Source organism: Terrabacter sp. C0L_2, from assembly GCF_036352015.1.
GTDB classification, from domain to species: domain Bacteria; phylum Actinomycetota; class Actinomycetes; order Actinomycetales; family Dermatophilaceae; genus Terrabacter; species Terrabacter tumescens.
In genome coordinates, this window is record NZ_CP143557.1 from 2,572,359 (window position 1) to 2,594,505 (window position 22,147).

General features: G+C 71.0%; 21 protein-coding genes. 15 read left to right on the forward strand and 6 right to left on the reverse strand.

Translation table 11 applies throughout. The features are described 5' to 3' along the window. Positions 1–9: 9 nt before the first annotated feature. From U5C87_RS11780 to U5C87_RS11805, 6 genes are all read left to right on the forward strand, one after another. Positions 10–570 carry a YqgE/AlgH family protein gene (locus U5C87_RS11780; RefSeq protein WP_030202918.1) on the forward strand — a complete coding sequence of 187 codons (561 nt, stop codon included), beginning with the start codon at positions 10–12 and terminating at the stop codon, positions 568–570. 7 nt (positions 571–577) lie between these two features. Then, positions 578–1,438 (forward strand): glutamate racemase, encoded by an 861-nt coding sequence (locus U5C87_RS11785; RefSeq protein ID WP_330472780.1) that lies wholly within the window; start codon positions 578–580, stop codon positions 1,436–1,438. Between the two features lie 67 nt (positions 1,439–1,505). Then, complete coding sequence (locus tag U5C87_RS11790; protein ID WP_330472781.1) at positions 1,506–1,835, forward strand: DUF3039 domain-containing protein; 330 nt, start codon at positions 1,506–1,508, stop codon at positions 1,833–1,835. A gap of 167 nt (positions 1,836–2,002) precedes the next feature. Next, positions 2,003–2,977, forward strand: a complete 975-nt coding sequence (locus U5C87_RS11795; RefSeq protein WP_330472782.1) for a zinc metalloprotease — start codon at positions 2,003–2,005, stop codon at positions 2,975–2,977. A gap of 126 nt (positions 2,978–3,103) precedes the next feature. Further along, positions 3,104–4,864, forward strand: coding sequence for a DEAD/DEAH box helicase (locus tag U5C87_RS11800; protein ID WP_330472783.1), 1,761 nt, complete (start codon positions 3,104–3,106; stop codon positions 4,862–4,864). A 136-nt stretch (positions 4,865–5,000) separates the two neighbouring features. Continuing rightward, the gene (locus U5C87_RS11805; protein ID WP_330472784.1) at positions 5,001–6,848 is read left to right on the forward strand and encodes a bifunctional metallophosphatase/5'-nucleotidase; all 1,848 of its coding nucleotides are present in this window, start codon (positions 5,001–5,003) and stop codon (positions 6,846–6,848) included. 347 nt (positions 6,849–7,195) lie between these two features. Here the strand turns inward: U5C87_RS11805 and U5C87_RS11810 are convergent, their stop codons facing one another. Both U5C87_RS11810 and U5C87_RS11815 read right to left on the reverse strand, forming a co-directional pair. Next, positions 7,196–8,506: an alpha-amylase family glycosyl hydrolase gene (locus U5C87_RS11810; protein WP_330472785.1), complete on the reverse strand. Its 1,311-nt coding sequence runs from the start codon at positions 8,504–8,506 to the stop codon at positions 7,196–7,198. Further along, positions 8,503–9,027 (reverse strand): Lrp/AsnC family transcriptional regulator, encoded by a 525-nt coding sequence (locus U5C87_RS11815; protein WP_043417370.1) that lies wholly within the window; start codon positions 9,025–9,027, stop codon positions 8,503–8,505. Before U5C87_RS11815 ends, U5C87_RS11810 begins: the two co-directional genes overlap by 4 nt. 107 nt (positions 9,028–9,134) lie before the next feature. Between U5C87_RS11815 and hppD the strand changes: the two genes are divergently transcribed. From hppD to U5C87_RS11830, 3 genes are all read left to right on the forward strand, one after another. Then, a complete protein-coding gene (gene hppD, locus U5C87_RS11820; protein WP_330472786.1) occupies positions 9,135–10,370 on the forward strand; it encodes a 4-hydroxyphenylpyruvate dioxygenase in 1,236 nt (411 codons plus the stop codon). 88 nt (positions 10,371–10,458) lie between these two features. After that, on the forward strand, positions 10,459–11,316 hold the full coding sequence (locus tag U5C87_RS11825) for an RDD family protein (protein WP_330472787.1): 858 nt from the start codon (positions 10,459–10,461) through the stop codon (positions 11,314–11,316). 163 nt (positions 11,317–11,479) lie between these two features. Next, positions 11,480–13,042 carry a DHA2 family efflux MFS transporter permease subunit gene (locus U5C87_RS11830; RefSeq protein WP_330472788.1) on the forward strand — a complete coding sequence of 521 codons (1,563 nt, stop codon included), beginning with the start codon at positions 11,480–11,482 and terminating at the stop codon, positions 13,040–13,042. Positions 13,043–13,061: 19 nt separating this feature from the next. Here the strand turns inward: U5C87_RS11830 and fahA are convergent, their stop codons facing one another. After that, positions 13,062–14,297, reverse strand: coding sequence for a fumarylacetoacetase (gene fahA / locus U5C87_RS11835; protein WP_330472789.1), 1,236 nt, complete (start codon positions 14,295–14,297; stop codon positions 13,062–13,064). After that, positions 14,294–15,163, reverse strand: a complete 870-nt coding sequence (locus tag U5C87_RS11840; RefSeq protein ID WP_330472790.1) for a hypothetical protein — start codon at positions 15,161–15,163, stop codon at positions 14,294–14,296. Before U5C87_RS11840 ends, fahA begins: the two co-directional genes overlap by 4 nt. An 81-nt stretch (positions 15,164–15,244) precedes the next feature. Between U5C87_RS11840 and U5C87_RS11845 the strand changes: the two genes are divergently transcribed. The 3 genes from U5C87_RS11845 (at position 15,245) to U5C87_RS11855 (ending at position 18,195) form a co-directional block, all read left to right on the forward strand. Beyond that, a complete protein-coding gene (locus U5C87_RS11845) occupies positions 15,245–16,516 on the forward strand; it encodes a homogentisate 1,2-dioxygenase (protein WP_330472791.1) in 1,272 nt (423 codons plus the stop codon). A 5-nt stretch (positions 16,517–16,521) separates the two neighbouring features. Then, a complete protein-coding gene (locus U5C87_RS11850) occupies positions 16,522–17,196 on the forward strand; it encodes an IclR family transcriptional regulator (protein WP_330472792.1) in 675 nt (224 codons plus the stop codon). A gap of 183 nt (positions 17,197–17,379) precedes the next feature. After that, positions 17,380–18,195, forward strand: coding sequence for a DUF6299 family protein (locus U5C87_RS11855; RefSeq protein WP_330472793.1), 816 nt, complete (start codon positions 17,380–17,382; stop codon positions 18,193–18,195). A gap of 98 nt (positions 18,196–18,293) precedes the next feature. Here U5C87_RS11855 and U5C87_RS11860 read toward each other — a convergent pair whose 3' ends face one another. Then, positions 18,294–18,917, reverse strand: coding sequence for an isochorismatase family protein (locus tag U5C87_RS11860; protein ID WP_330472794.1), 624 nt, complete (start codon positions 18,915–18,917; stop codon positions 18,294–18,296). Positions 18,918–18,920: 3 nt separating this feature from the next. Continuing rightward, positions 18,921–20,234, reverse strand: a complete 1,314-nt coding sequence (locus U5C87_RS11865; RefSeq protein ID WP_330472795.1) for a nicotinate phosphoribosyltransferase — start codon at positions 20,232–20,234, stop codon at positions 18,921–18,923. Between the two features lie 74 nt (positions 20,235–20,308). On the opposite strand from U5C87_RS11865, the gene clpS reads away from it, so the two are divergent. The 3 genes from clpS to U5C87_RS11880 are packed head-to-tail and all read left to right on the forward strand — an operon-like array spanning position 20,309 to position 22,145. Continuing rightward, positions 20,309–20,614: an ATP-dependent Clp protease adapter ClpS gene (gene clpS, locus U5C87_RS11870; protein WP_330472796.1), complete on the forward strand. Its 306-nt coding sequence runs from the start codon at positions 20,309–20,311 to the stop codon at positions 20,612–20,614. After that, a complete protein-coding gene (locus tag U5C87_RS11875) occupies positions 20,614–21,321 on the forward strand; it encodes a DUF2017 domain-containing protein (RefSeq protein ID WP_330472797.1) in 708 nt (235 codons plus the stop codon). Before clpS ends, U5C87_RS11875 begins: the two co-directional genes overlap by 1 nt. A gap of 56 nt (positions 21,322–21,377) precedes the next feature. Next, positions 21,378–22,145 carry an MBL fold metallo-hydrolase gene (locus U5C87_RS11880; protein ID WP_330472798.1) on the forward strand — a complete coding sequence of 256 codons (768 nt, stop codon included), beginning with the start codon at positions 21,378–21,380 and terminating at the stop codon, positions 22,143–22,145. The last annotated feature ends 2 nt before the right edge of the window (positions 22,146–22,147 follow it).

A 22,147-nucleotide genomic window follows, 5' to 3' on the forward strand; every position in this document is an offset into this window, starting at 1 on the left:
CTTAAGCCCGTGAGCTCGACCTTCCACACCGGCCGTCTCCTCGTGGCGACGCCGTCCGTCGGGGGTGACGTGTTCCACCGGTCCGTCATCCTCATGCTCCACCACGACGACGGAGGCGCCCAGGGCGTCGTGCTCAACAAGCCCCTGTCGGCCGAGGTGGACTCCGTGCTGCCGGGCTGGCAGCGCGTCGTCACCGCGCCCCACGTGCTCTTCCAGGGTGGGCCGGTGTCGACCTCGTCGGCGCTCGGTCTCGTGACCGTGCCCGGCGACGAGCCCGAGCCGCTCGGGGTCAAGCGGCTGTTCGGCTCCATCGGGCTCGTCGACCTCGACGTTCCCACTCCCGTCGTCGCGGCGGAGCTCGCCGGCCTGCGGATCTTCGCGGGCTACTCCGGCTGGGAGGCGGGCCAGCTCGAGGGCGAGGTCCTGCGCGGCGACTGGTACGTCGTCGACGCGGAGGTGCGTGACGCCTTCACGCCCGAACCCGACCGGCTCTGGCGCGAGGTCCTGCGCCGTCAGCGCGACAGCCTCGCCTACGTCGCCAACTTCCCCGACGACCCGTCGATGAACTGACGTGGTCATGACGGGGACCGAGCGAGAGACCCAGCGCGAGACCGAGGAGCACACCGAGATGCCGAGGTCGACCAGGCGAGTTGCCTTCGTCGACAGCGGGCTCGGGCTCCTCGGCTACGCCGACGCCCTCCGCGCGCTGCGTCCCGACCTCGGGCTCGTCCTGTCGCTCGACCCGGACAACATGCCGTACGGCCCGCGCACCCCGGCGGAGGTCGAGCGGCTCATCATCGCTTCGGCCCGCGCCACGCTGCAGTTCGAGCCCGCGGCCATCGTCGTCGCGTGCAACACCGCGACCGTGCACGGGCTGGACGCGCTCCGGGCCGAGCTCGAGCCCGGCGTGCACGTCATCGGCACCGTGCCGGCCATCCGTCCGGCCGCGGCGTCGGGCGGGCCCGTCGCCGTGTGGGCGACGGCCGCCACGACGTCGAGCGACTACCTCCGCGGCCTCGTCGACGCCTTCGCCGCCGACGTCCAGACGCATGCCGTCGCGGCGCTGGGTCTGGCCGAGGCCGTCGAGTCCGGGGACCTGCAGGCGATCGACGAGTGCATCGCGTATGCCGCGTCGCAGACTCCCGCAGGCGTGCGCTCGCTCGTGCTGGGCTGCACCCACTACGGCCTCGTCGTCGACCGGATCGTCGCGGCGCTGGGGGAGGGCGTGACCGTCCACGATTCGCCCGTCGCCGTCGCCCGCCAGACGTTGCGCCGCCTCGGTCTCGAGCCGGACGCGACCGCGCCGGAGAGCGGCGTCGAGGCGGTGCTGCTGAGCGGCCGGCCAGGCGCGGCCCCGGCGTCGTGGGGGGCCTACCCCGCAGGCCGACGCCTGCTCGCCGCACCCGCGGCGGGCCGACCGGCCGGAACGAGCCGCTGAGACCGTGGCCGGAGGGCCGGGATCGGGCTTCGTTCCGGCCGGTCGGCCCCCGCCGTAGACTTCCGGCATGAGCGCGATGCCTCCCGACCCCTTCGAGCCCGAGCCCCAGCCGCTGCGCGGCACGAGCACGGCGACGATCGAGCGCGAGGAGGTCCGTGAGGAGCTCCAGGAGCCGGGTGACCACGAGCGCTTCTCGCACTACGTGCGCAAGGAGAAGATCCTCGAGTCCGCCCTGTCGGGTGAGCCCGTGGTCGCGCTCTGCGGCAAGATCTGGGTCCCTGGTCGCGACCCGCAGAAGTTCCCCGTGTGCCCCGTGTGCAAGGAGATCTACGACGGCCTGCGCGACCCCCAGGACGGCGGGGACGGCGACAACAGCGGGGGCGGCGGGCAGTCCTGACCGGTTCGTCCCCCTTCGTCGCAGGGTGCTCCGCGCAGGCAGCCGACCTGCTGCGCTTTCCTTAAGGGTTCTTTACTCGCCCCGGCTCCGCCACTGACGGTCGCGTACCTACAGTCGCTGAGATCGACGCCTGACCGGGCGTCGTGTCGGACGAGAAAGGTCACCCCATGAAGCTTCGCTCCCTGATGCTCGCGGCACCGCTCGCACTCGCTGCGGTGTCGCTCGGCGCACCGGCCCAGGCCTCACCCGTGATGGACGGCCACGGCGCCGCCGCCTGCCTCGACCCCGCGTCCGTCGGTGCCGCAGGTGCCGGGGCCCGTGGCACGCAGGGCACCGCGAAGGACCCGCACCAGCTGACCGACGCCCAGGTCCGCGCCAACGAGGCCGCGCTGACCAAGGCGCTCGAGGCCAAGGGTCTGACGCGGGACTCGTCCGGCAAGGTCGTCAAGGAGGGCCAGAAGGGCAAGCCCGGCACCGGCGGCACGTTCGCGCCGACGACCGTCAAGGTCTACTGGCACACGATCACCAACGGCACGACCGGCTCCGTCAGCAGCAGCACGATCAACAGCCAGCTCAGCGTCCTCAACAACGCCTACTCCGGCACCGGGCTCAGCTTCACGCTCGCCGGGTCCGACTCGACGAGCAACTCGTCCTGGTACACCGTGACCCCCGGCTCGACGGCCGAGAAGAACATGAAGACCTCGCTGCGCAAGGGCACGATGGCCGACCTCAACCTCTACTCGGCCAACATCGGCCAGGGCCTGCTCGGCTGGGCGACCTTCCCCAAGAGCACGTACGACGCCATGGACGGCGTCGTCATCCTCACGGCCTCGCTGCCCGGCGGCAGCGCCACGAACTACAACCAGGGCGACACCGCCACGCACGAGGTCGGCCACTGGGTGGGGCTCTACCACACCTTCCAAGGCGGCTGTAACGGCAACGGCGACTACGTCAGCGACACGCCCGCCGAGGCCAGCGCCGCCTACGAGTGCCCGACCGGCCGTGACACCTGCACGAGCCCCGGCCTCGACCCGATCAAGAACTTCATGGACTACACCTACGACGCCTGCATGAACACCTTCACCACCGGCCAGGTCAGCCGCATGCAGGCCCAGTGGACGGCCTACCGCGCCGGCAAGTGAGCGCGCGCACGCCTGCCGTGCCACATCCCGGAAAGGACTGAGCGGCATACCACCCAGGTCGAGGCCCCGCCCGCAAGGCGGGGCCTCGGCATGTCGTCGCCGGGGATTCGTTACGGTGGTCCCTCTATGAGTTCAGGGGCCGCCTTCCACCTCCCACCCGCCTTCCCGGAGCGGGCTGCGTGGGGTACCGCCAGCAAGCTGCGAGCGTGGCAGCAGGAGGCGCTCGACCTCTACCTCGGCAGGTCGCCGCGCGACTTCCTCGCGGTCGCGACGCCGGGCGCCGGCAAGACGACCTACGCGCTGCGGGTCGCGACCGAGCTGCTGAGCGCCGGCATCGTCCACCGGGTCACCGTCGTGGCCCCCACGGAGCACCTCAAGACCCAGTGGGCCGACGCCGCCGCCCGGGTCGGCATCAGCCTCGACCCGAAGTTCAGCAACAGCGTGGGCCGGCACAGCGACGACTACCACGGCGTCGCGGTCACCTACGCCCAGGTCGCGTCGCGGCCGTCGCTGCACCGCGAGCTGACGACGTCGCGCTCGACGCTCGTCATCCTCGACGAGGTGCACCACGGTGGTGACGCGAAGAGCTGGGGAGACGGCATACGCGAGGCGTTCGAGCCGGCCACACGCCGACTCTCGCTGACGGGCACCCCGTTCCGCTCGGACACCTCGCCCATCCCGTTCGTCACCTACGAGCTCGACGCCGAGGGCACGCTCGTCAGCTCGAGCGACTACACGTACGGCTACGCCGAGGCGCTGCGCGACGGCGTCGTGCGGCCCGTGCTCTTCATGGCCTACGGCGGCAGCATGCGCTGGCGCACCAAGGCCGGCGACGAGCTCGAGGCCCGGCTGGGCGAGCCGATGACCAAGGACTTCGTCGCGCACGCGTGGCGCACGGCCCTCGACCCCAAGGGGGAGTGGATCCCGGCCGTGCTCGCGGCCGCCGACCGCCGCCTCACCGAGGTGCGCCGCCACGTCGAGGACGCCGGCGGGCTCGTCATCGCGTCCAACCAGACGCAGGCGAGGGCGTATGCCGCGATCCTCCGCACGCTCACGGGCGAGGCTCCCACGGTCGTCCTCTCAGACGACCTCGGCGCGAGCAAGCGCATCGAGGACTTCGGGGCGAGCGACGAGCGCTGGATGGTCGCTGTCCGCATGGTGTCGGAGGGCGTCGACGTGCCGCGTCTCGCGGTCGGCGTCTACGCGACGTCGACCTCGACGCCGCTCTTCTTCGCCCAGGCCGTCGGGCGCTTCGTCCGGGCCCGGCGACGTGGTGAGACCGCGTCGGTCTTCCTGCCCTCGGTGCCGGTCGTGCTCGACCACGCGGCACGCCTCGAGGAGCAGCGCGACCACGCCCTCGACCGCAAGCCGAACCCCGACGACATCGGGCAGATGTGGGCCGAGGAGCAGGCCCTCATCGACGACGCCAACCGCGCCGACAAGGCGAGTGGGGCCCTCGACGAAGGAGCCTTCGAGGCCCTCGAGTCCGACGCGCACTTCGACCACGTGCTCTTCGACAAGCAGCAGTGGGGCATGCACGCGCAGGTCGGCTCCGAGGACGAGGAGGAGTACCTCGGCCTGCCGGGCCTGCTCGAGCCCGACCAGGTGTCCGCGCTGCTGCGCGAGCGGCAGAGCCGACAGGTCAAGAAGGCGCCGCAGGGGGCCTCCGCGCCGATGCCCGTCGCGGCGCACCGGGCCCTCGCCGCGCAGCGCAAGGAGCTCAACACGCTCGTGTCGACCTACGCCCGCCAGAAGGGCCTGCCGCACGCCAACGTCCACATGGACCTGCGCCGCGTGTGCGGCGGCCCGGACCTCGCGGCGGCCTCGTCCGACCAGGTCTCCGAGCGCATCGACAAGATCCGGCTCTGGCTCGTCGGCCGGCGCTGACGGTTCACGATCCGGACGTCTGCTCGCCCCATTCCGGACGAGATGTCGGGCTAGGGTCTGCCGTGCGCCTCGGGGGCGAGCGCGCACCCTGTGGCAAGGACTGCTCCGATCGAGCACCCGACAGACGAAGGACGACATGAGCAACGACCAGACCTCCGCGACCCCCCTCCTCGGGTCATCGACCACCCGTCGCCAGCTGCTGGCCCTCGCCGCCGTCGGTGGCGCCGGCCTCGTCACGGCGGGCGCCGCCTCGAGCGCCGCTGCGGCGCCCGGCCCCGGCACCAACGGAGAGGTCGTGCGGCTCACCGTGCTCGGCACGACCGACCTGCACGGCAACGTCTACAACTGGGACTACTTCAAGAACGCCGAGTACACCGACGGCAAGGCCAACGACATCGGCGTCGCCAAGGCCTCCTCGATCATCAAGGCGATCCGCGCCGAGGTCGGCGCCGAGCGCACCCTGACCATCGACGCCGGCGACACGATCCAGGGCACGCCGCTCGCGTACTACTACGCCAAGATCGACCCGATCACCGGCGGCTCGACGCACCCGATGGCTGCGGCGATGAACCAGGTCGGCTACGACGCGGCCGCGCTCGGCAACCACGAGTACAACTACGGCCTCGACACCCTGCGCGCCTTCGAGAAGCAGCTGCGCTTCCCGCTCCTGTCGGCCAACTCGGTCGACTGGAACACCGGCGCGCCGGTCTTCAAGCCCTGGGTCATCAAGACGATCAAGCTCGCCGACACCAAGGCCATCAAGGTCGGCATCCTCGGCCTCGTGACGCCGGGCGTCGCGATCTGGGACAAGGCCAACGTCGAGGGCAAGGTGAAGTTCCCCGGCATCGTCGAGCAGGCCAAGGTCATGGTGCCCCGCCTCAAGGCCGCGGGCGCCGACGTCGTCATCGTCGCCTGCCACTCCGGCGACAGCGGCAAGTCCTCCTGGGGCGACGCCCTGCCCTACGTCGAGAACGCCAGTGCGATCCTCGCCGAGGAGGTCCCGGGCATCGACGCCGTGCTCGTCGGCCACGCCCACCTCGAGATCCCGCAGCGCTACGTCACCAACAAGGCCACCGGCAAGCAGGTGCTGCTCTCCGAGCCCTACTACTGGGGCATGCGGGTGACGCGGATGTCGATCGACGTGCAGAAGATCCGTGGCAGGTGGCAGGTGGTGCACTCCGAGGCGACGCTCTACAACTCCAACGTCGCGCCCGAGGACCCGGCCGTGACCGGCGCCGTGGCCGCCGCCCACCAGAAGGTGCTCACCTACGTCAACGGCGTCATCGGCACGTGCACCGAGGCGATGTCCGCGGCGACCTCACGCTACGAGGACACCGCCGCGATCGACTTCATCAACTACGTCCAGGCCGACGCGGTCAAGAAGGCCCTGGCCGGCACGCCCGAGGCGAACCTGCCGGTGCTGTCCATCGCCGCGCCGTTCAACAAGCTCGCGTCCATCCCGGCGGGCGAGGTGACGATCCGCGACGTGGCCGGCCTCTACATCTACGACAACACGCTGCTCGGCATCGTGCTCACCGGCGCGCAGGTCAAGGCCTACCTCGAGAAGAGCGCGGAGTACTACAAGCCGTGCACGACGACCGGTCCGGTCGCCGCCGACACCATCACCAACGCCAACGCCACGCCGGACTACAACTACGACGTCATGGGCGGCCTCGACGCCGACCTCACCTACGACATCGACCTCGCCAAGCCGGTCGGCTCGCGCATCGTGAACCTCGCCTACGCCGGCGACACCGTCAAGGCGGACGCGCGCTTCGTCGTCGCGATCAACAACTACCGCCAGTCCGGTGGCGGCAACTTCCCGGGGGTCGTGACGGCGCCGGTCGTCTACAACCGGCAGATCGAGATCCGCCAGCTGCTCATCGACTGGGCGACGGCCAACAAGGTCATCGACCCGAAGGTCTTCTCCAGCCTCGACTGGAAGCTCGTCAGCAACGGCAGCCCCATCACCGTCACACCCTGACGCAGATCCGCGCACGCGCCCACTCGGCCACGGCCGGGTGGGCGCGTCCGTGTCCGGGTGCAGGGAGGGGCGCCCCGCTGTTTGGGAGGACAGCGGGACGCCCTGTTCCCGGCCGGCCACGAGTGGGACCGCGGCGAGGCAGAGGCGTACCCGCCGGGACAGGGGAGCACCGACGGGTACGCACCTCCATCCTCCCGGATCGAGGGGCCTCGCGTGATCTGTTTCGACGGGATCGCGTCATGATCTGCGATCTCGATCGTCTACCAGGAGACGGGACAGCAAGCCCTGTGCCGTCAGGGGCCTCGGGCTGCTCGTGGAGGGGTGCCCGAGGCCCCACCACCGCCGGTTCAGGCGCCGGTGAGGACCTGGTAGCCCCAGGCTGGGAGGGTGTACTCCTGCCCTTGCGTCAGCCCCACCGTCTCGCCGGTGAACGCGTCCCGCCACGTGCCGGCCTGCGGGCCGTCGCCGAGGGTCACGGTCCGCTCCTCGTCACTGAAGTTGAACGCCCCGAAGACGCGGTCGTCGCCGACGGCCCGGACGAAGCTCAGCACCGCCGACTCGGCCGAGTTCGGCACGCGCACCATGCGTCCGCCGGCCGCGCCGTTCCACAGCGCCGGGTGGGCCTTCTTCAGGGCGAACAGCGAGCGGTAGAGCTCGCCCTGCTCGTTCTCGCGCCACTCGATCTCGTCCTTGTCGAAGAAGACGAGCCGCTTGTCGCTGCCGGCCTCCTGGCCGTTGTAGACCAGCGGCATCCCCTCGCTGATGACCGAGAGCACGATCGAGGGCAGCAGCGCGTCGCCGAACTGCTCGTACTCGGTGCCCTCCCACGCGTTCTTGTCGTGGTTGCTGACGAAGAGCATCCGGTAGGCGTCGCGCTGGTAGAAGCGGTCGTTCCAGGCGTAGTAGACCTTGAGCGCCTCGACGTCGGCCTTGCCGTGCGCGATCTTGTGGAGCGTCTCGTTCCAGCTCCAGCCGTAGGTCATGTCGAAGGCCCGCACGTGCAGGTCGCGCGACTCCCACTCGGCCAGCATGAAGACCGGCTTGATCTCGTCGAGCTCGCGACGGACGTTGTCCCAGAAGTCCACGGGCACGAATCCCGCCACGTCACAACGGAACCCGTCGAAGCCGACCTCCCGCACCCAGTACTTCATGGCGTCGGTCATGTAGCGACGCAGCTCGGGGTTGTCGTAGTCGAGGTCGATGATGTCGTCCCAGTCCCACCACGGGGTCGGGCGGAGGTCACCCTTCCAGTCGCGGGCGTACCAGTCCGGGTGCTCCTGCACAAGGGGGTTGTCCCACGCGGTGTGGTTGGCGACCCAGTCGAGGATGACGTGCAGGCCGAGGCCGTGGGCGGTGTCGACGAAGTGCCGCAGGTCCTCGAGCGTGCCGAACTCCGGGTTGACCCCGAGGTAGTCCTTGACGGCGTACGGGCTGCCGAGGACGCCCTTGCGGTTCTGCTCGCCGATCGGGTGCACCGGCATGATCCACACGATGTCGATGCCGAGCTCACGGATGCGGGGCAGGTGCGCCTCGGCCGCGCGGAAGGTGCCCTCGGGCGTGAAGTGGCGCTGGTTGATCTGGTAGATCGTCGCGCTGCGGCTCCACTCGGGGTGGGTGAGCTCGACGGCGGGCCGGGGGGTGTACGGGTTGGCGGTCACGGTGCGGGCTCTCCTTGGGCGAGGTCGAGCAGGTGCTCGACGAGCGGGATCGTGCGGTGGTCGAGGCGGGTGGCGAGCGAGATGACGGTCGAGGCCCGCGTCACGTGGGCATCGTCGACGACGCGGTCGATGACGCGCTGCAGGTCGGCGTTGTCGCGGCCGACGATGCGAATCAGCACGTCGCCCGAGCCGGTGATCGTGTGTGCCTCGAGCACCTCGGGGATCGCCGCGAGGTGCTCGACGACAGGGGAGTGCCCGCCGCGTCCCTGCCGGATCTCGAGCGTGCAGAAGGCGGTCACCGGGTAGCCGAGGGCGGCGGGGTCGACGTCGGGCGCCATCGACCGGAGCACGCCCGTGCGCTGGAGCCGGTCGAGACGGGCCTGGACGGTGCCCCGGGCGACGCCGAGCCGGCGGGACGCGCCGAGCACGCCGACGCCCGGCTCGGTGAGCAGGAGCAGCAGGATCCGGCAGTCGAGCGGGTCGACGGGTGGGCGGGCTGCCGGTCCCGCGGCGGAGGTCATGGACACAGTGTCCAGCACCACGCGGCATACGACCAACACTTTGTGCACTCTGCCCAGCCGTGTCGGCTGCTGTTGCACACCCGCACGCGCTCGGTCACCCTCGCTCCATGACCGACACGATGCCGTCCGCCGCGGCCCCCGACCTCACCGACCAGGAGCGCGAGGCCGACCTCGACCTCGAGCAGCTCAAGCAGCTCGTCGGTCTCGTCGAGTACGACGAGAACACCGACGTCTTTCCCGTCACCGGATGGGACGCGATCGTCTTCGTCGCGGGCAACGCCACCCAGAGCGCGCACTACTACCAGAGCGCCTGGGGCATGGAGCTCGTCGCGTACTCGGGCCCCGAGAACGGCAATCGCGACCACAAGTCGTTCGTCCTCAAGAGCGGCTCGATCCGCTTCGTCATCATGGGCGCCGTCGACCCCGACAGCCCGCTCGCCGACCACCACCGCCGCCACGGCGACGGCGTCGTCGACATCGCCCTCGAGGTGCCCGACGTCGACAAGTGCATCGCCCAGGCGCGCAAGGCCGGCGCGACGGTCCTCGAGGAGCCGACCGACCACAGCGACGAGCACGGCACGGTCCGCACCGCGGCCATCGCGACCTACGGCGAGACGCGCCACACGCTCGTCCAGCGCACCGTGGACGGGCAGACGTATGCCGGCCCGTACCTCCCGGGCTACGTCCCCTCGAGCTCGGCCTACGAGAAGCGCGACGGCCAGCCCAAGCGTCTCTTCCAGGCCCTCGACCACATCGTCGGCAACGTCGAGCTCGGCCACATGGACGAGTGGGTCGGCTTCTACAACCGCGTCATGGGCTTCGTGAACATGGCCGAGTTCATCGGCGACGACATCGCCACCGACTACTCGGCTCTGATGAGCAAGGTCGTCGCCAACGGCAACCACCGCGTGAAGTTCCCGCTCAACGAGCCGGCCATCGCCAAGAAGAAGAGCCAGATCGACGAGTACCTCGAGTTCTACCGCGGCGCGGGGGCCCAGCACCTCGCCGTCGCGACGAACGACATCCTCGCCTCGGTCGACGCCCTGCGCGCCAACGGCGTCGAGTTCCTCGACACCCCCGACAGCTACTACGAGGACGCCGAGCTGCGCGAGCGCATCGGCAACGTCCGCGTGCCGATCGAGGAGCTGCAGAAGCGCAAGATCCTCGTCGACCGCGACGAGGACGGCTACCTGCTGCAGATCTTCACCAAGCCCCTGGGCGACCGCCCCACGGTCTTCTTCGAGCTCATCGAGCGGCACGGCTCGCTCGGCTTCGGCAAGGGCAACTTCAAGGCGCTCTTCGAGGCCATCGAGCGCGAGCAGGACAAGCGCGGCAACCTCTGACCCAGACCCCGCGGCACGCCGCGACCGATCGACCGTGGACCCGGCATGCCGGGTCCACGGTCGATCGTCGTCATGGCACAGTTGAGCCATGAGCCAGCAGCCCTCCGGGTGGTACGACGACCCCAGCAACGCCGACATGCTTCGCTACTGGGACGGCGTGACGTGGACCAACCACACCGCTCCGAAGAAGTCGCCGACCGCGTCGCAGAGCACCATCGGCCTGCCGCAGCAGAGTCAGCAGGGGCAGCAGGGCCAGTACGGCCAGGTGCCGCCCGACCGCACGGGCGTGCCCACGCCGACGACCCCGATGCCGCAGGGCAGCGGGTGGCAGAGCCAGTCCCCGCAGCAGCAGGCGCCGCAGGGGCACTACCCGCAGGCCCCGGCCAACGCGCAGTGGATGCACAACATCCGCACGACGGCCGACGGCGTCCCGCTCGCCTCGTGGGGCAAGCGTTTCGGGGCGTGGATCCTCGACGGCATCATCCTCGGCATCGCCTCCTATCTGCTACTGCGCGCGTTCGTGCCGGACTACTTCGCCTCGATCCAGCGCGTCGTCGACGCAGCGGCGGCCCAGGACCAGGCAGCGATGAGCTCGCTCATCAACGACGTCGCGGCCCAGGCCGTCAAGGCGGGCCTCGTGTCGTGGGTCTTCTCGGCGATCTACTGCATCGCCTTCTGGACGACGACCGGGCAGACGCCCGGCAAGATGGCCCTCGGCATCAGCGTGCGCCGCACGGACGCCGCCGGCCCCCTCGACGTCGTCACCGCGATCCGCCGTCGCCTGCTGTCGGCGCTCCAGCTGGTCCCGTTCGTCAGTGGCATCTACTTCATCGTCTTCCTGCTCGACGGGCTCTGGCCGCTGTGGGACGACAAGCGCCAGGCCCTGCACGACAAGGTCGCGAGCACGCAGGTCGTCGAGGGCAAGCAGCCGCGCAAGCAGGTCTGAGCGCCTCCCCGCAGCTCGGCGGGGGCGGTGCGGGCCGGTGGGGTCGGCCGACGGCATAACTGGCTTGCGCCGCTGTCGGTGGTCGGAGTGAGAATGGATGCTGCCCAGCAGTGCTGCGCGGCGTCGCCGCGGCCCACCCATCGCCGTCCATCCCGGAGTTCTCGTGTCTGCTCACACCGCTCCAGCCCACCCCGAGTACCCCGACGCCATCGACGGGGCCGTCCTCAAGATCGCCGGAGTCGTCGTCCTCGGCGCGATCATGTCGATCCTCGACATCACGGTCGTCAACATCGCGCTGCCGACCTTCCAGACGGCCTTCCCCGACGCGTCCGGCCAGCCGGTGCCGTACTCCACCGTCGCGTGGACGGTCACGGCCTACACGCTGGCCCTCGCGACCGTCATCCCGGTGACGGGCTGGGCGGCCGACCGGTTCGGCACCAAGCGGCTCTACGTCCTGGCCGTCATCCTCTTCACGGCCGGCTCGGCGCTCTGCGCGACGGCCGGCTCGATCGAGGTCCTCATCCTCTTCCGGGTCGTGCAGGGCCTGGGCGGCGGCATGCTCATGCCCCTCGGCATGACGATCATGACCCGCGCCGCCGGTCCGGCCCGCATGGGTCGACTCATGGCGATCCTCGGCGTGCCCATGCTCCTCGGCCCGATTTTCGGACCGATCCTCGGTGGCTGGCTCATCGAGGTCGCGACGTGGCACTGGATCTTCCTCATCAACGTCCCGATCGGCGTCGTCGCCGTGCTGTATGCGTTGTGGGCCCTGCCGTCCGACGCCCCCGAGCCGTCCGAGTCCTTCGACGTCGTCGGCATGCTGCTCATGTCGCCGGGCCTCGCGCTCTTCCTCTACGGCATCAGCTCGATCCCCGGTGAGGGGACCTTCGTGTCCAAGAAGGTGCTCATTCCCTTCTGCATCGGCCTGGCCATGGTCGTCGCGTTCGTCGTCTACAGCTTCCGTCCGAAGCACCCGCTGCTCGACCTGCGCCTCTTCCACAACCGCCGCCTCACCGTCGCGACGATCACGATGTTCCTCTTCGGCGCCGCCTTCTTCGGCGGGCTGCTGCTCGTGCCGACCTACTTCCAGGAGGTGCGCGGCGAGAACACCCTGCACGCGGCCTACCTCATGGTCCCGCAGGGTCTCGGCGCCATGCTGACGATGCCCATCGCCGGGGCCCTCGCCGACCGCATCCCGGTGGGTCGCATCGTGCCCTTCGGGCTGCTGCTCATCACCGGTGGCATGTTCGCGTTGACCCAGGTCGGCCCGGACACCTCCTACTGGGGCTTCATGATCCCGGTGCTCTTCGTCATGGGTCTGGGCATGGGCGGCACGATGATGCCCATCATGACGTCGGCCCTCAAGACGCTGACGGCCCACCAGGTCGCGCGCGGCTCGACCCTGCTCAACATCACGCAGCAGATCGCGAGCTCGATCGGCGTCGCCGTCATCTCGGTCGTCTTCACCAACAACCTGGCCGCCAAGCCGCTCGCCGGGCCGGCGATCGCGGCCCAGCGCGACCCGGGTCTCGTCGACAAGGTCGGCGGTCCGGCAGCGGTGCAGGAGGGACTGGCTCAGGCGGCCGACGCGTTCGGCGAGACCTTCCTCGTGGCCGCGATCCTCGTCGCGACGACCCTCGTCGCCGCGTGGTTCCTGCCGCGCCGGCACGAGGAGTCGCACCTGCTCGACGACGAGACGCAGGCAGCGCCGGTCGTCCTGCACTGACTGGAGGGCAGACGCCGCCTCAGACGGCGGGGCGGATGGTGCCGGTGACCTCCCCGAGCCCGATGCGCGCGCCCTGCGGTCCCGGCGCCCAGGCCGTCATCGTCACGGTGTCGCCGTCCTCGAGGAAGCCCCGCGTCGTGCCGTCGTCCAGCGTGAGCGGCTCGGTGCCGTTCCAGGTCAGCTCGAGCAGGCTGCCGCGCGTCTCGCGCGTCGGGCCGCTGATCGTCCCCGACCCGAAGAGGTCGCCGTCCCGGATGGACGCGCCGTTGACGGTGAGGTGGGCGAGCATCTGGGCGGGCGACCAGTACATCCCGGCGTGCTCGGGGTGCGAGACCACGGTGCCGTTGAGCGTCACCTCGACGTGCACGTCGAGCCCGAAGGCGTCGCCCTGCAGGTAGGGCAGCACCTGCGGATCCGACTGTCCCGGAAGGGCGGTGCGCGCCGACTCGAGCGCCTCGAGGGGGGTGACCCAGGCCGACACCGAGGTGGCGAACGACTTGCCGAGGAAGGGGCCGAGCGGGACGTACTCCCACGCCTGGATGTCGCGGGCGCTCCAGTCGTTGAGGATGACGACCCCGAAGAGGTGGTCGCGGGCCTCGTCGACCGAGACGCGCGAGCCCAGCGCTGTCGCGCCGCCGACGACGTAGCCGAGCTCGGCCTCGATGTCGAGGCGGATGCTCGGGCCGAAGACCGGTGCGGGGTCGTTCGGGCCCTTGCGCTGGCCCGTCGGGCGGACGACGTCGGTCCCGGAGACGACGACGGTGCCCGCGCGCCCGTGGTAGCCGATCGGCAGGTGCTTCCAGTTCGGCGGCAGCGCGGCGTTGTCGGGCCGGAAGATCTGCCCGACGTTGCTCGCGTGGTCCTCGCTCGCGTAGAAGTCGACGTAGTCGGCGACCTCGACGGGCAGGTGCAGCGTGACGTCGTCGAGGTGGTGCAGGTGCGGTGAGACGCCCTCGCGGTGCACCTCGTCGCTCAGGATCTCCGTCAGCCAGGCCCGGGCCGTGGTCCACGCCGGCCGGCCGAGCGCGAGGAAGGCGTTGAGGCTCGGCGTCTGCCACACGGCTGCGAGGTCGGGACCGTCGCCGACGAGACCGGCGTCGCGCCCGATGGCGGCCACGGCACCGGCGTCGAGCACGAGGTCGCCGATGCGGACGCCGACGCGGCGAGTCGGCTCGTTGGCCGTGCTGAACACGCCGTAGGGCAGGTTGTCGATGCCGTAGAGGTGGTCGTCGGGCACGTCGAGCCAGGTGGTCACCGGTGCTGCTCCTTCGGGTCGGTGGCGCGGATGAGTCCGAGCGCCTCGAGCTCGGTCAGGGGGTCGAGGACGCCGCAGCAGCCGTAGGACACGAAGCTCCCGCGAACGCGCTCGGCGTCGTCGGCGTCGAGGCTCGACAGGGCGGTGACGAGCACCTCGGTGTCGTGCCTGGCCAGGACGCCGGCGAGCTCGTGCTGCTCGGCGCCGTGCAGGGCCTCGTGGGTCGCGAGCAGGACGTTGAGCACACCGTGCATCGGCTCACCGGCGTGGGTGCCGCGGACGGCGTGGTGCAGCCCCCCGGTCAGCTTGAAGCTCAGCCCGTGCAGCACGACGGCGTCGAGGAAGCCCCCGAGCACCTGCTCGTCGGGCCAGGCCCAAGAGGGCGTCGCGCCGGTGCGGAACTTCGCCGTCACGTCGTGCTCCTCGTCGACGGCGGCCGCGATGTCGTCGAGCCCGCGGGCCTGCTCGTCACCGAGCCCCACCTCGACGACGACGGGCACCTCTGCTGCCAGGGCGTGCCGCCACTCGTCGGACCAGCCGAGCTCCGCAGCCGTGACGAGCACCCGGTCGTGGTCCCGCAGCGACGTGAGCGCGTCGACGAGGGGTTGCACCGGGGCGCTGGGTCGCACGACGAGGCTGACCTCGAGCGGCGCCTGCGACGTGCGCGGGTCGGCCGAGGCGAGCGTCGCGAGCTCGTCCGCGGACGAGGCGGGCACGAGCAGCGCCCCGATGTGGGCGGCATACGACCCCGTGCGTCGCTCGAGGTGCTCCCGCACGGCGACGTCGAGCGGCGACAGCCCAGGGGGGAAGACGGCGGCGTCGTCGACGAGGCGGTCGAAGAGGGGCGCGAACGGCGTCCTTGACATGACCGGGAGCGTACTCCACTGTTGCAATAGCGATACACCCGCGTCCGCTCAACGGACGCGCTCGACGGAGAGGCCTCGTCCATGGCGCACTACCAGGCGGTCGGGAGCATCCCGCCCAAGCGGCACACCCAGCACCGGCGTCCGGGGCAGGGGGACGCGCCGGGGGAGCTCTACTACGAGGAGCTGATGGGCGAGGAGGGCTTCAGCTCGGACAGCTCGCTGCTCTACCACCGCAACATCCCGTCGACGACGGTGGGCGCCGCGGTGTGGGAGCTGCCCGACCAGTCGACGACGCCGAACCACCCGCTGACGCCGCGCCACCTCAAGCTCCACGAGCTCTTCGACGCCGGGACGGTCGGCACGACGGACGTCGTGACCGGCCGGCGCCTCGTGCTCGGCAACGGCGACGTGCGCATCTCGTATGCCGTGGCCGGCGCGCCGAGCCCGTGGTACCGCAACGGGATCGGTGATGAGTGCGTCTACGTCGAGCGCGGCGCCGCCCGCGTCGAGACGGTGTTCGGGGCCTTCGATGTCGCCGAAGGCGACTACGTCATCATCCCGCGGGCCACCACGCACCGCTGGATCCCTGTCGTCGGCGGCGACGAGCCGCTGCGCGCCTACTGCATCGAGGCCAACAGCCACATCGCGCCGCCCAAGCGCTACCTCAGCAAGTACGGCCAGCTGCTCGAGCACGCGCCCTACTGCGAGCGCGACCTGCGCCAGCCCGACGGCCCGCTGCTCGCCGAGCAGGTCGGCGCCGACCCGGACGAGCAGACCGACGTCTACATCAAGCACCGCGGCAACGGACCGGGCGGAGTCGTCGGCACCATCCACACGCTGCCCTTCCACCCGCTCGACGTCGTCGGCTGGGACGGGTGCCTCTACCCGTACGTCTTCAACGTCCGCGACTTCGAGCCGATCACGGGGCGCATCCACCAGCCGCCGCCGGTGCACCAGGTCTTCGAGGGCTGGAACTTCGTGATCTGCAACTTCGTGCCGCGCAAGGTCGACTACCACCCGCTCGCCATCCCGGTGCCGTACTACCACTCCAACGTCGACAGCGACGAGATCATGTTCTACGTCGACGGCGACTACGAGGCGCGCAAGGGCTCGGGCATCGGCAAGGGGTCGGTCTCCGTCCACCCCGGCGGCCACGCCCACGGCCCGCAGCCCGGCGCGACCGAGGGCTCGATCGGGGTCGAGGCCTTCGACGAGCTCGCCGTCATGGTCGACACGTTCCGGCCCCTGGAGCTCGGCGAGGGGGGCCTCGCCGTCGACGACGGGCTCTACGCCATGTCGTGGTCCAAGGGTGCCGGCCGGGCGGTGCCCGGCGGTGCCCACTCCGAGGGCTGAGCCCCGTGTCCACTCCGGCCGGGGTCGCCCGGGGGGAGGCCTCACAGACGCTCGACCGGGGCATCCGGGTGCTCGAGACCCTCGCCGACGCCGGCGCCTCGGCCGGCCTGACGATCACCGAGCTCGCGACCCGGCTCGGCGTCGGGCGCCCCGTCGTCTATCGCCTCGTCACGACCCTCGAGGAGCACCACCTCGTCTCCCGGGCGATCGACGGACGGGTCCGACTCGCGCTCGGCATCAGCCGCCTCGCCTCGGCCGTCACGCCGGTCGTGCGCAGCGACGCCCGGCCCGTGCTGCGCGAGCTGGCCGACACCGTCGGCGCGACCGCGCACCTGACGATCGCCGAGGGCGACGAGGCCCTCGCGCTCGTCGTCGTGGAGCCCTCCTGGACCGACGTCCACGTCGCCTACCGCTCCGGCGCTCGGCACGCGCTCGACCAGGGGGCCGCCGGCCGGGCGATCCTCGCCGCGCGAACGGGGGAGCCGGGGGTGGTCGGCACGGACGGTGAGCTCCAGGCAGGCGCTCACGGACTCGCGCTGTCGCTCTCGACCCGTGCAGACCCGACCCCGGGTGGGGTCGAGGCGTCGGTCGGCGTCGTCTCGCTCGAGCCCCTCGACGTGCGCACGGTCGGCCCCCGGCTCGAGCGCGCGGCCCGGGCGCTGCGCGCCGTCCTGCGCTGACCCTCCCTGCGCTGACCCTCCCTGCGCTGACCCGTCCTGCCCGACAAGGGAATCGGAGCATTTCGGGCATGACCGTAAAGAGTTGGTCAGGAGATGTCCCGACCGACAACCGTCGCCGGGTGGCGGCGGTCTAGTGGAGTGAGGCGCTCAACGGGGAGCGCCCACAGGGATAGGGGATCACCCATGAGAGCTCCACGCCTTCTTGTCGCCCTCGCCGCGGCCGCCCTCCTCGCGCCGATCGGGGCCACCACAGCCTCTGCAGCGCCCACCAACGACACCTCCGCCGGGGCCACGGCCATCACGTCGCTGCCGACGACCATCACCCAGGACACGACCACGGCGACGACCGACTCCGTCGACGCCTCCCTCAACGAGCAGTGTGGCGCTCCGGCGACGAACGGCAGCGTCTGGTTCACCTACACCGACCCCACCGGCGACGGGATGCTCGTCGACGTGGCACAGTCCGACTTCACTGCGGGCGTCATGATCGTCCAGGGCGACCCGACCGCGGGCGGCTTCGTCGTCGCGTGCGGTCCGGAGGTGTCGGCGATCCGTGGTGAGGCAGGCACGACGTACTACGTCATGGCCTTCTCGGACTCGCCGGCGAAGACCGGCGGCACCCTCGTCGCCTCGTTCGAGCCGCTCCCGCCGGCCCCGGTCTCGACGCTCACCGTCGACCCGCGCGCCACGGCCTACAAGGACGGCTCGCTGAGGCTGACCGGCTCGTACTCGTGCTCGAACGCCAACGGCTTCTCGAGCGACATCGAGGGCCAGGTCGTCCAGCGGGTCGGTCGCGTCAAGATCAACGGCTTCTTCTTCACCTCGCCGCTCGAGTGTGACGGCGCCGTGCACGCGTGGGAGGGATTCGCGTTCAGCGACAACGGCCTCTTCGCGGGTGGCAAGGCCGCGAACGTGAGCGTCGCCTTCGCGTGCGGTGACTTCGACTGCGCGACCAGCTTCGTCGAGCAGACCGTCCAGGTGAGCCGCAACGGCAAGTGACCTGACCAGAGGGGGCGGCGCGTCGCGACGACAGGGGTCGTGACGCGCCGTACCGGTCGGTCAGAACCGTTGCAGCCCATAGCCGTCGGCGTATGCCGTCAGGTCTCGACCGTGGGCGCGCCGAGCAGGCGTACGCCCGCCTCTGCGAGCTGCGCCAGGGCTGCGTCGGTCGTGGGGCGGGCGACGCCGGCCGTGAGGTCGAGCAGCACCGTCGTCTCGAAGCCCTCGCGGCGGGCGTCGAGAGCCGTCGCCCGGACGCAGTGGTCCGTGGCGATGCCGACGACATCGACGCGGGAGACCCCGCGCTCCGTGAGCCAGGTCGCGAGTGCCACCTGCTCGTCGTCGGCGGATCGACCCTCGAAGCCGCTGTAGGCAGCGGCGTGCTCGCCCTTGCGGAAGACGGCCTCGATGTTGTCGAAGGCTCCGACGAGGTTGGGGTGCAGGTCGGCCCCGTCGCTGTCAGCGACGCAGTGCACCGGCCACGAGTCGACGTAGTCGGGGGTGGACGAGAAGTGGTCGCCCGGGTCGACGTGCCAGTCCGCGGTCGCGACGACGTGGTCGTAGTCGGCCACGTGCGCGTTGACGTGGTCGCCGATGCGGCGGGCGACGTCGGCGCCGCCCCCGACGGCGAGGGACCCGCCCTCGCAGAAGTCGTTCTGCACGTCGACGATGATCAGGGCCCGTCCACCGTCCGGCTGCATCGATGTGACCGATGTGACCATGTCTCAGTCCTCCTCGTAGATGGTGGGGATCACGGGCTCGCCGCGCGAGAGCTGTGCCGCCGCCCGGGGCAGCTCGGCCCGCGACGCCTCGTGGCGGGCGCGCGCCTCGTGGATGTCCTGGTGGTCGACGACCTCACCGTCGCGGACGAGGTCGATCATGAGCGGGCGGTCGTTGCCGTCGTCGCGTGGGCGCTCGCCGATGCCGATGACCTCGGCCTGCGCCACGCCGGACGGGCTGAGCCGTCGCAGGGCCCACTTGCGGCCCCCGACCGACGTCTTGTCCTTGCTCTTCTTCGCGACGCCCTGCATCTGCCCGGAAGCGTCCTCGCGCTGGACGAGCTTGTAGACCATGGAGGCGGTCGGCGCGCCCGAGCCGGTCACGAGCGCCGTGCCGACCCCGTAGCCGCTGACGGGACCGGCCGCGAGCCCGGCGATGGCGTACTCGTCGAGGTCGGAGGTCACGATGATGCGCGTGTCGGTGTTGCCGGCCGCGTCGAGCTGGGCGCGCACCTCGGTGGCCTGGATGAGGAGGTCTCCCGAGTCGAGCCGGACCGCACCGAGCTCCGGGCCGGCGATCTCCATCGCGAGCGCGACCGCGGTCCTGACGTCGTAGGTGTCGACGAGGAGCGTCGTGCCCTTGCCGAGCGACTCGACCTGCGCGGTGAACGCCTCCTTCTCCGAGTCGTAGAGGAGGGTGAAGGCGTGGGCCGCGGTGCCGGTCGTCGGCACGCCGTAGCGCCGGCCCGCCTCGAGGTTGCTCGTCGCCTCGAAGCCGGCAACGTAGGCCGCGCGGGCCGCCGCGACGGCCGACTCCTCGTGCGTGCGCCTCGAGCCCATCTCGATGCACGGCCTGCCGATGGCGGCCGTCGTCATGCGCGAGGCGGCGGACGCGATCGCGGTGTCGTGGTTGAGGATCGAGAGCACGAGCGTCTCGAGGATGACGCCCTCCGCGAAGGTCGACTCCACGACGAGCACCGGGGACTGCGGGAAGTAGCACTCGCCCTCCGCGTAGCCACTGACATGACCGGAGAAGCGGTAGCTCTCCAGCCAGTCGACGGTCTGCCGGTCGACGACCTTGTGGTCGGAGAGGAAGCGCAGCTCGTCGTCACCGAAGCGGAACTGCTCGAGCGCCTCGAGCACCCGACCCGTGCCGGCGATGACGCCGTAGCGCCGCCCGTCCGGCAGTCGACGGGCGAAGGCCTCGAAGACGCACCGGCGGTGCGCCTCGCCCGAGGCGAGCGCGGCCTGCAGCATCGTCAGCTCGTAGTGGTCGGTCAGCAGCGCCGTGCTCGCGGCGCGGGGGCTCGTCGGGCTCACGAGCCCCACCCTAGGCGCGAACGGCGGTCGGGGACCGTCTGCCTCGCGGTCGCCGGTGGACCTAGGGTGGCCCTGTGACCGCACCCACGCTCTCCCTCGCACCCGTCGAGCAGGAGGTGACCTCCACCGACGAGGTCGTCGCCCCCGACGTGCCGTGGGTGACGATCGTCTGGAACGACCCCGTCAACCTCATGACGTACGTGACGTGGGTCTTCGAGACGTACTTCGGCTACGCGCGCGCCAAGGCCGAGAAGCTGATGATGGACGTGCACGTCAAGGGCCGCGCCGTCGTGTCCAACGGCCCGCGCGAGACGATGGAGCGCGACGCCGAGGCGCTCCAGGGCTACGGGCTCTGGGCCACGTTCGAGAAGGACAGCTGATGGCCCGCGCCTTCCTGCGCGAGCAGGACCGCTACGTCGGTCTGCTGGAGTCGACCGAGCGCATCGTGCTGCAGGGGCTCATGCAGCAGACGCGGCTGCTGCTCTCCCCGGAGATCGAGCCCACCGGTGACGCGTTCGACGACCTCGTGGCGACGATGGGCCTGTCCCTGAGGGCTGCCGACCAGGAGCCGTCGGCTGCGAAGGACGGTGCCGCGGAGGCGGACTCGTCGTCCTTCGCCGAGCGTGACCCTGCACTGGACCGGCTCCTGCCGACCGCCCACCGGGGCGACGACCAGATCGCCGCCGAGTTCCGCCGTCTGACGGAGGAGGGGCTGCGCCAGCGCAAGAGCGGCAACCTCGACGTCGCGCTCGAGTGCGTCGAGCAGGCCGTCGGCAACCGCGTCGTGCTCGACGAGACCCAGGCGCCGGCCTTCCTCATGGCGCTCACCGACGTGCGGCTGCTGCTCGGCGAGCGCATGGGCATGCGCACCGAAGAGGACGCCGAGGCGCTGCACGACGCGATGGACGACCTCGACGACGACGACCCGCTCGGCTACGCGATGGCGTGGTACGACTTCCTCACCTGGCTGCAGGAGACCCTGACGCAGGCGCTCATGGGCACCGACCTGCGCGACGTCGTGGCGGCATACGACGACGACCTCGAGGACGACTCGGACGACGAGGGTCCCCGGGACGGCTCGGTGTGACGCAACCGACGCGCGGGCGCCCGGCCGTCGTCGGCGCAGGCACCTAGGCTCGTCCCGTGGACGTCACGATCGTCGGGTGCTCGGGATCCTTCGCCGGGCCACGCTCGCCCGCCTCGTCCTACCTCGTCCGCGCCGAGCACGAGGGGCGCACGTGGAGCATCGTGCTCGACCTCGGCAACGGTGCGCTGGGAGCTCTCCAGCGCCACATCGAGCCGTATGCCGTCGACGCCGTTCTGCTCAGCCACCTGCACGTCGACCACTGCATCGACATGTGCGGGCTCTACGTCATGATGCGCTACCTCCCCGGCGGTCCAGGCCGCTCGACGATGCCGGTGTGGGGCCCGCCGGGCACCGGGGTGCACCTGGCGCGCGCCTACGGCAGCGGCGAGGCCGAGGACGTCCTCGGGGTCTTCGACTTCCACGACCTGCGCCACCGCGACCCCGTCACGATCGGGCCGTTCACGATCACCCCGGTCCGCGTCAACCACCCGGTCGAGGCCTACGGCTTCCGGGTCGAGGCCGGGGGCCGGGTGCTCGCCTACACCGGCGACACCGACACGTGCGACGAGCTCGACGAGCTGCTGACAGGCGCCGACCTCGTGCTCGCGGACTCGGCCTTCGTCGACGGCCGCGACACGGTGCCCGACATCCACCTGTCTGGTCGCCGGGCGGCCGAGGCCGCGGTGCGCGCCGGGGGAGTGCGACGCCTCGTGCTGACCCACATCCCCGCCTGGAACGACCCCGAGGTGTGCCGGGAGCAGGCCGCCGCCGTCTGGCCGGGCAAGGTGGAGCTGGCCGAGGCCGACGCCACCTACTGTCTCTGACG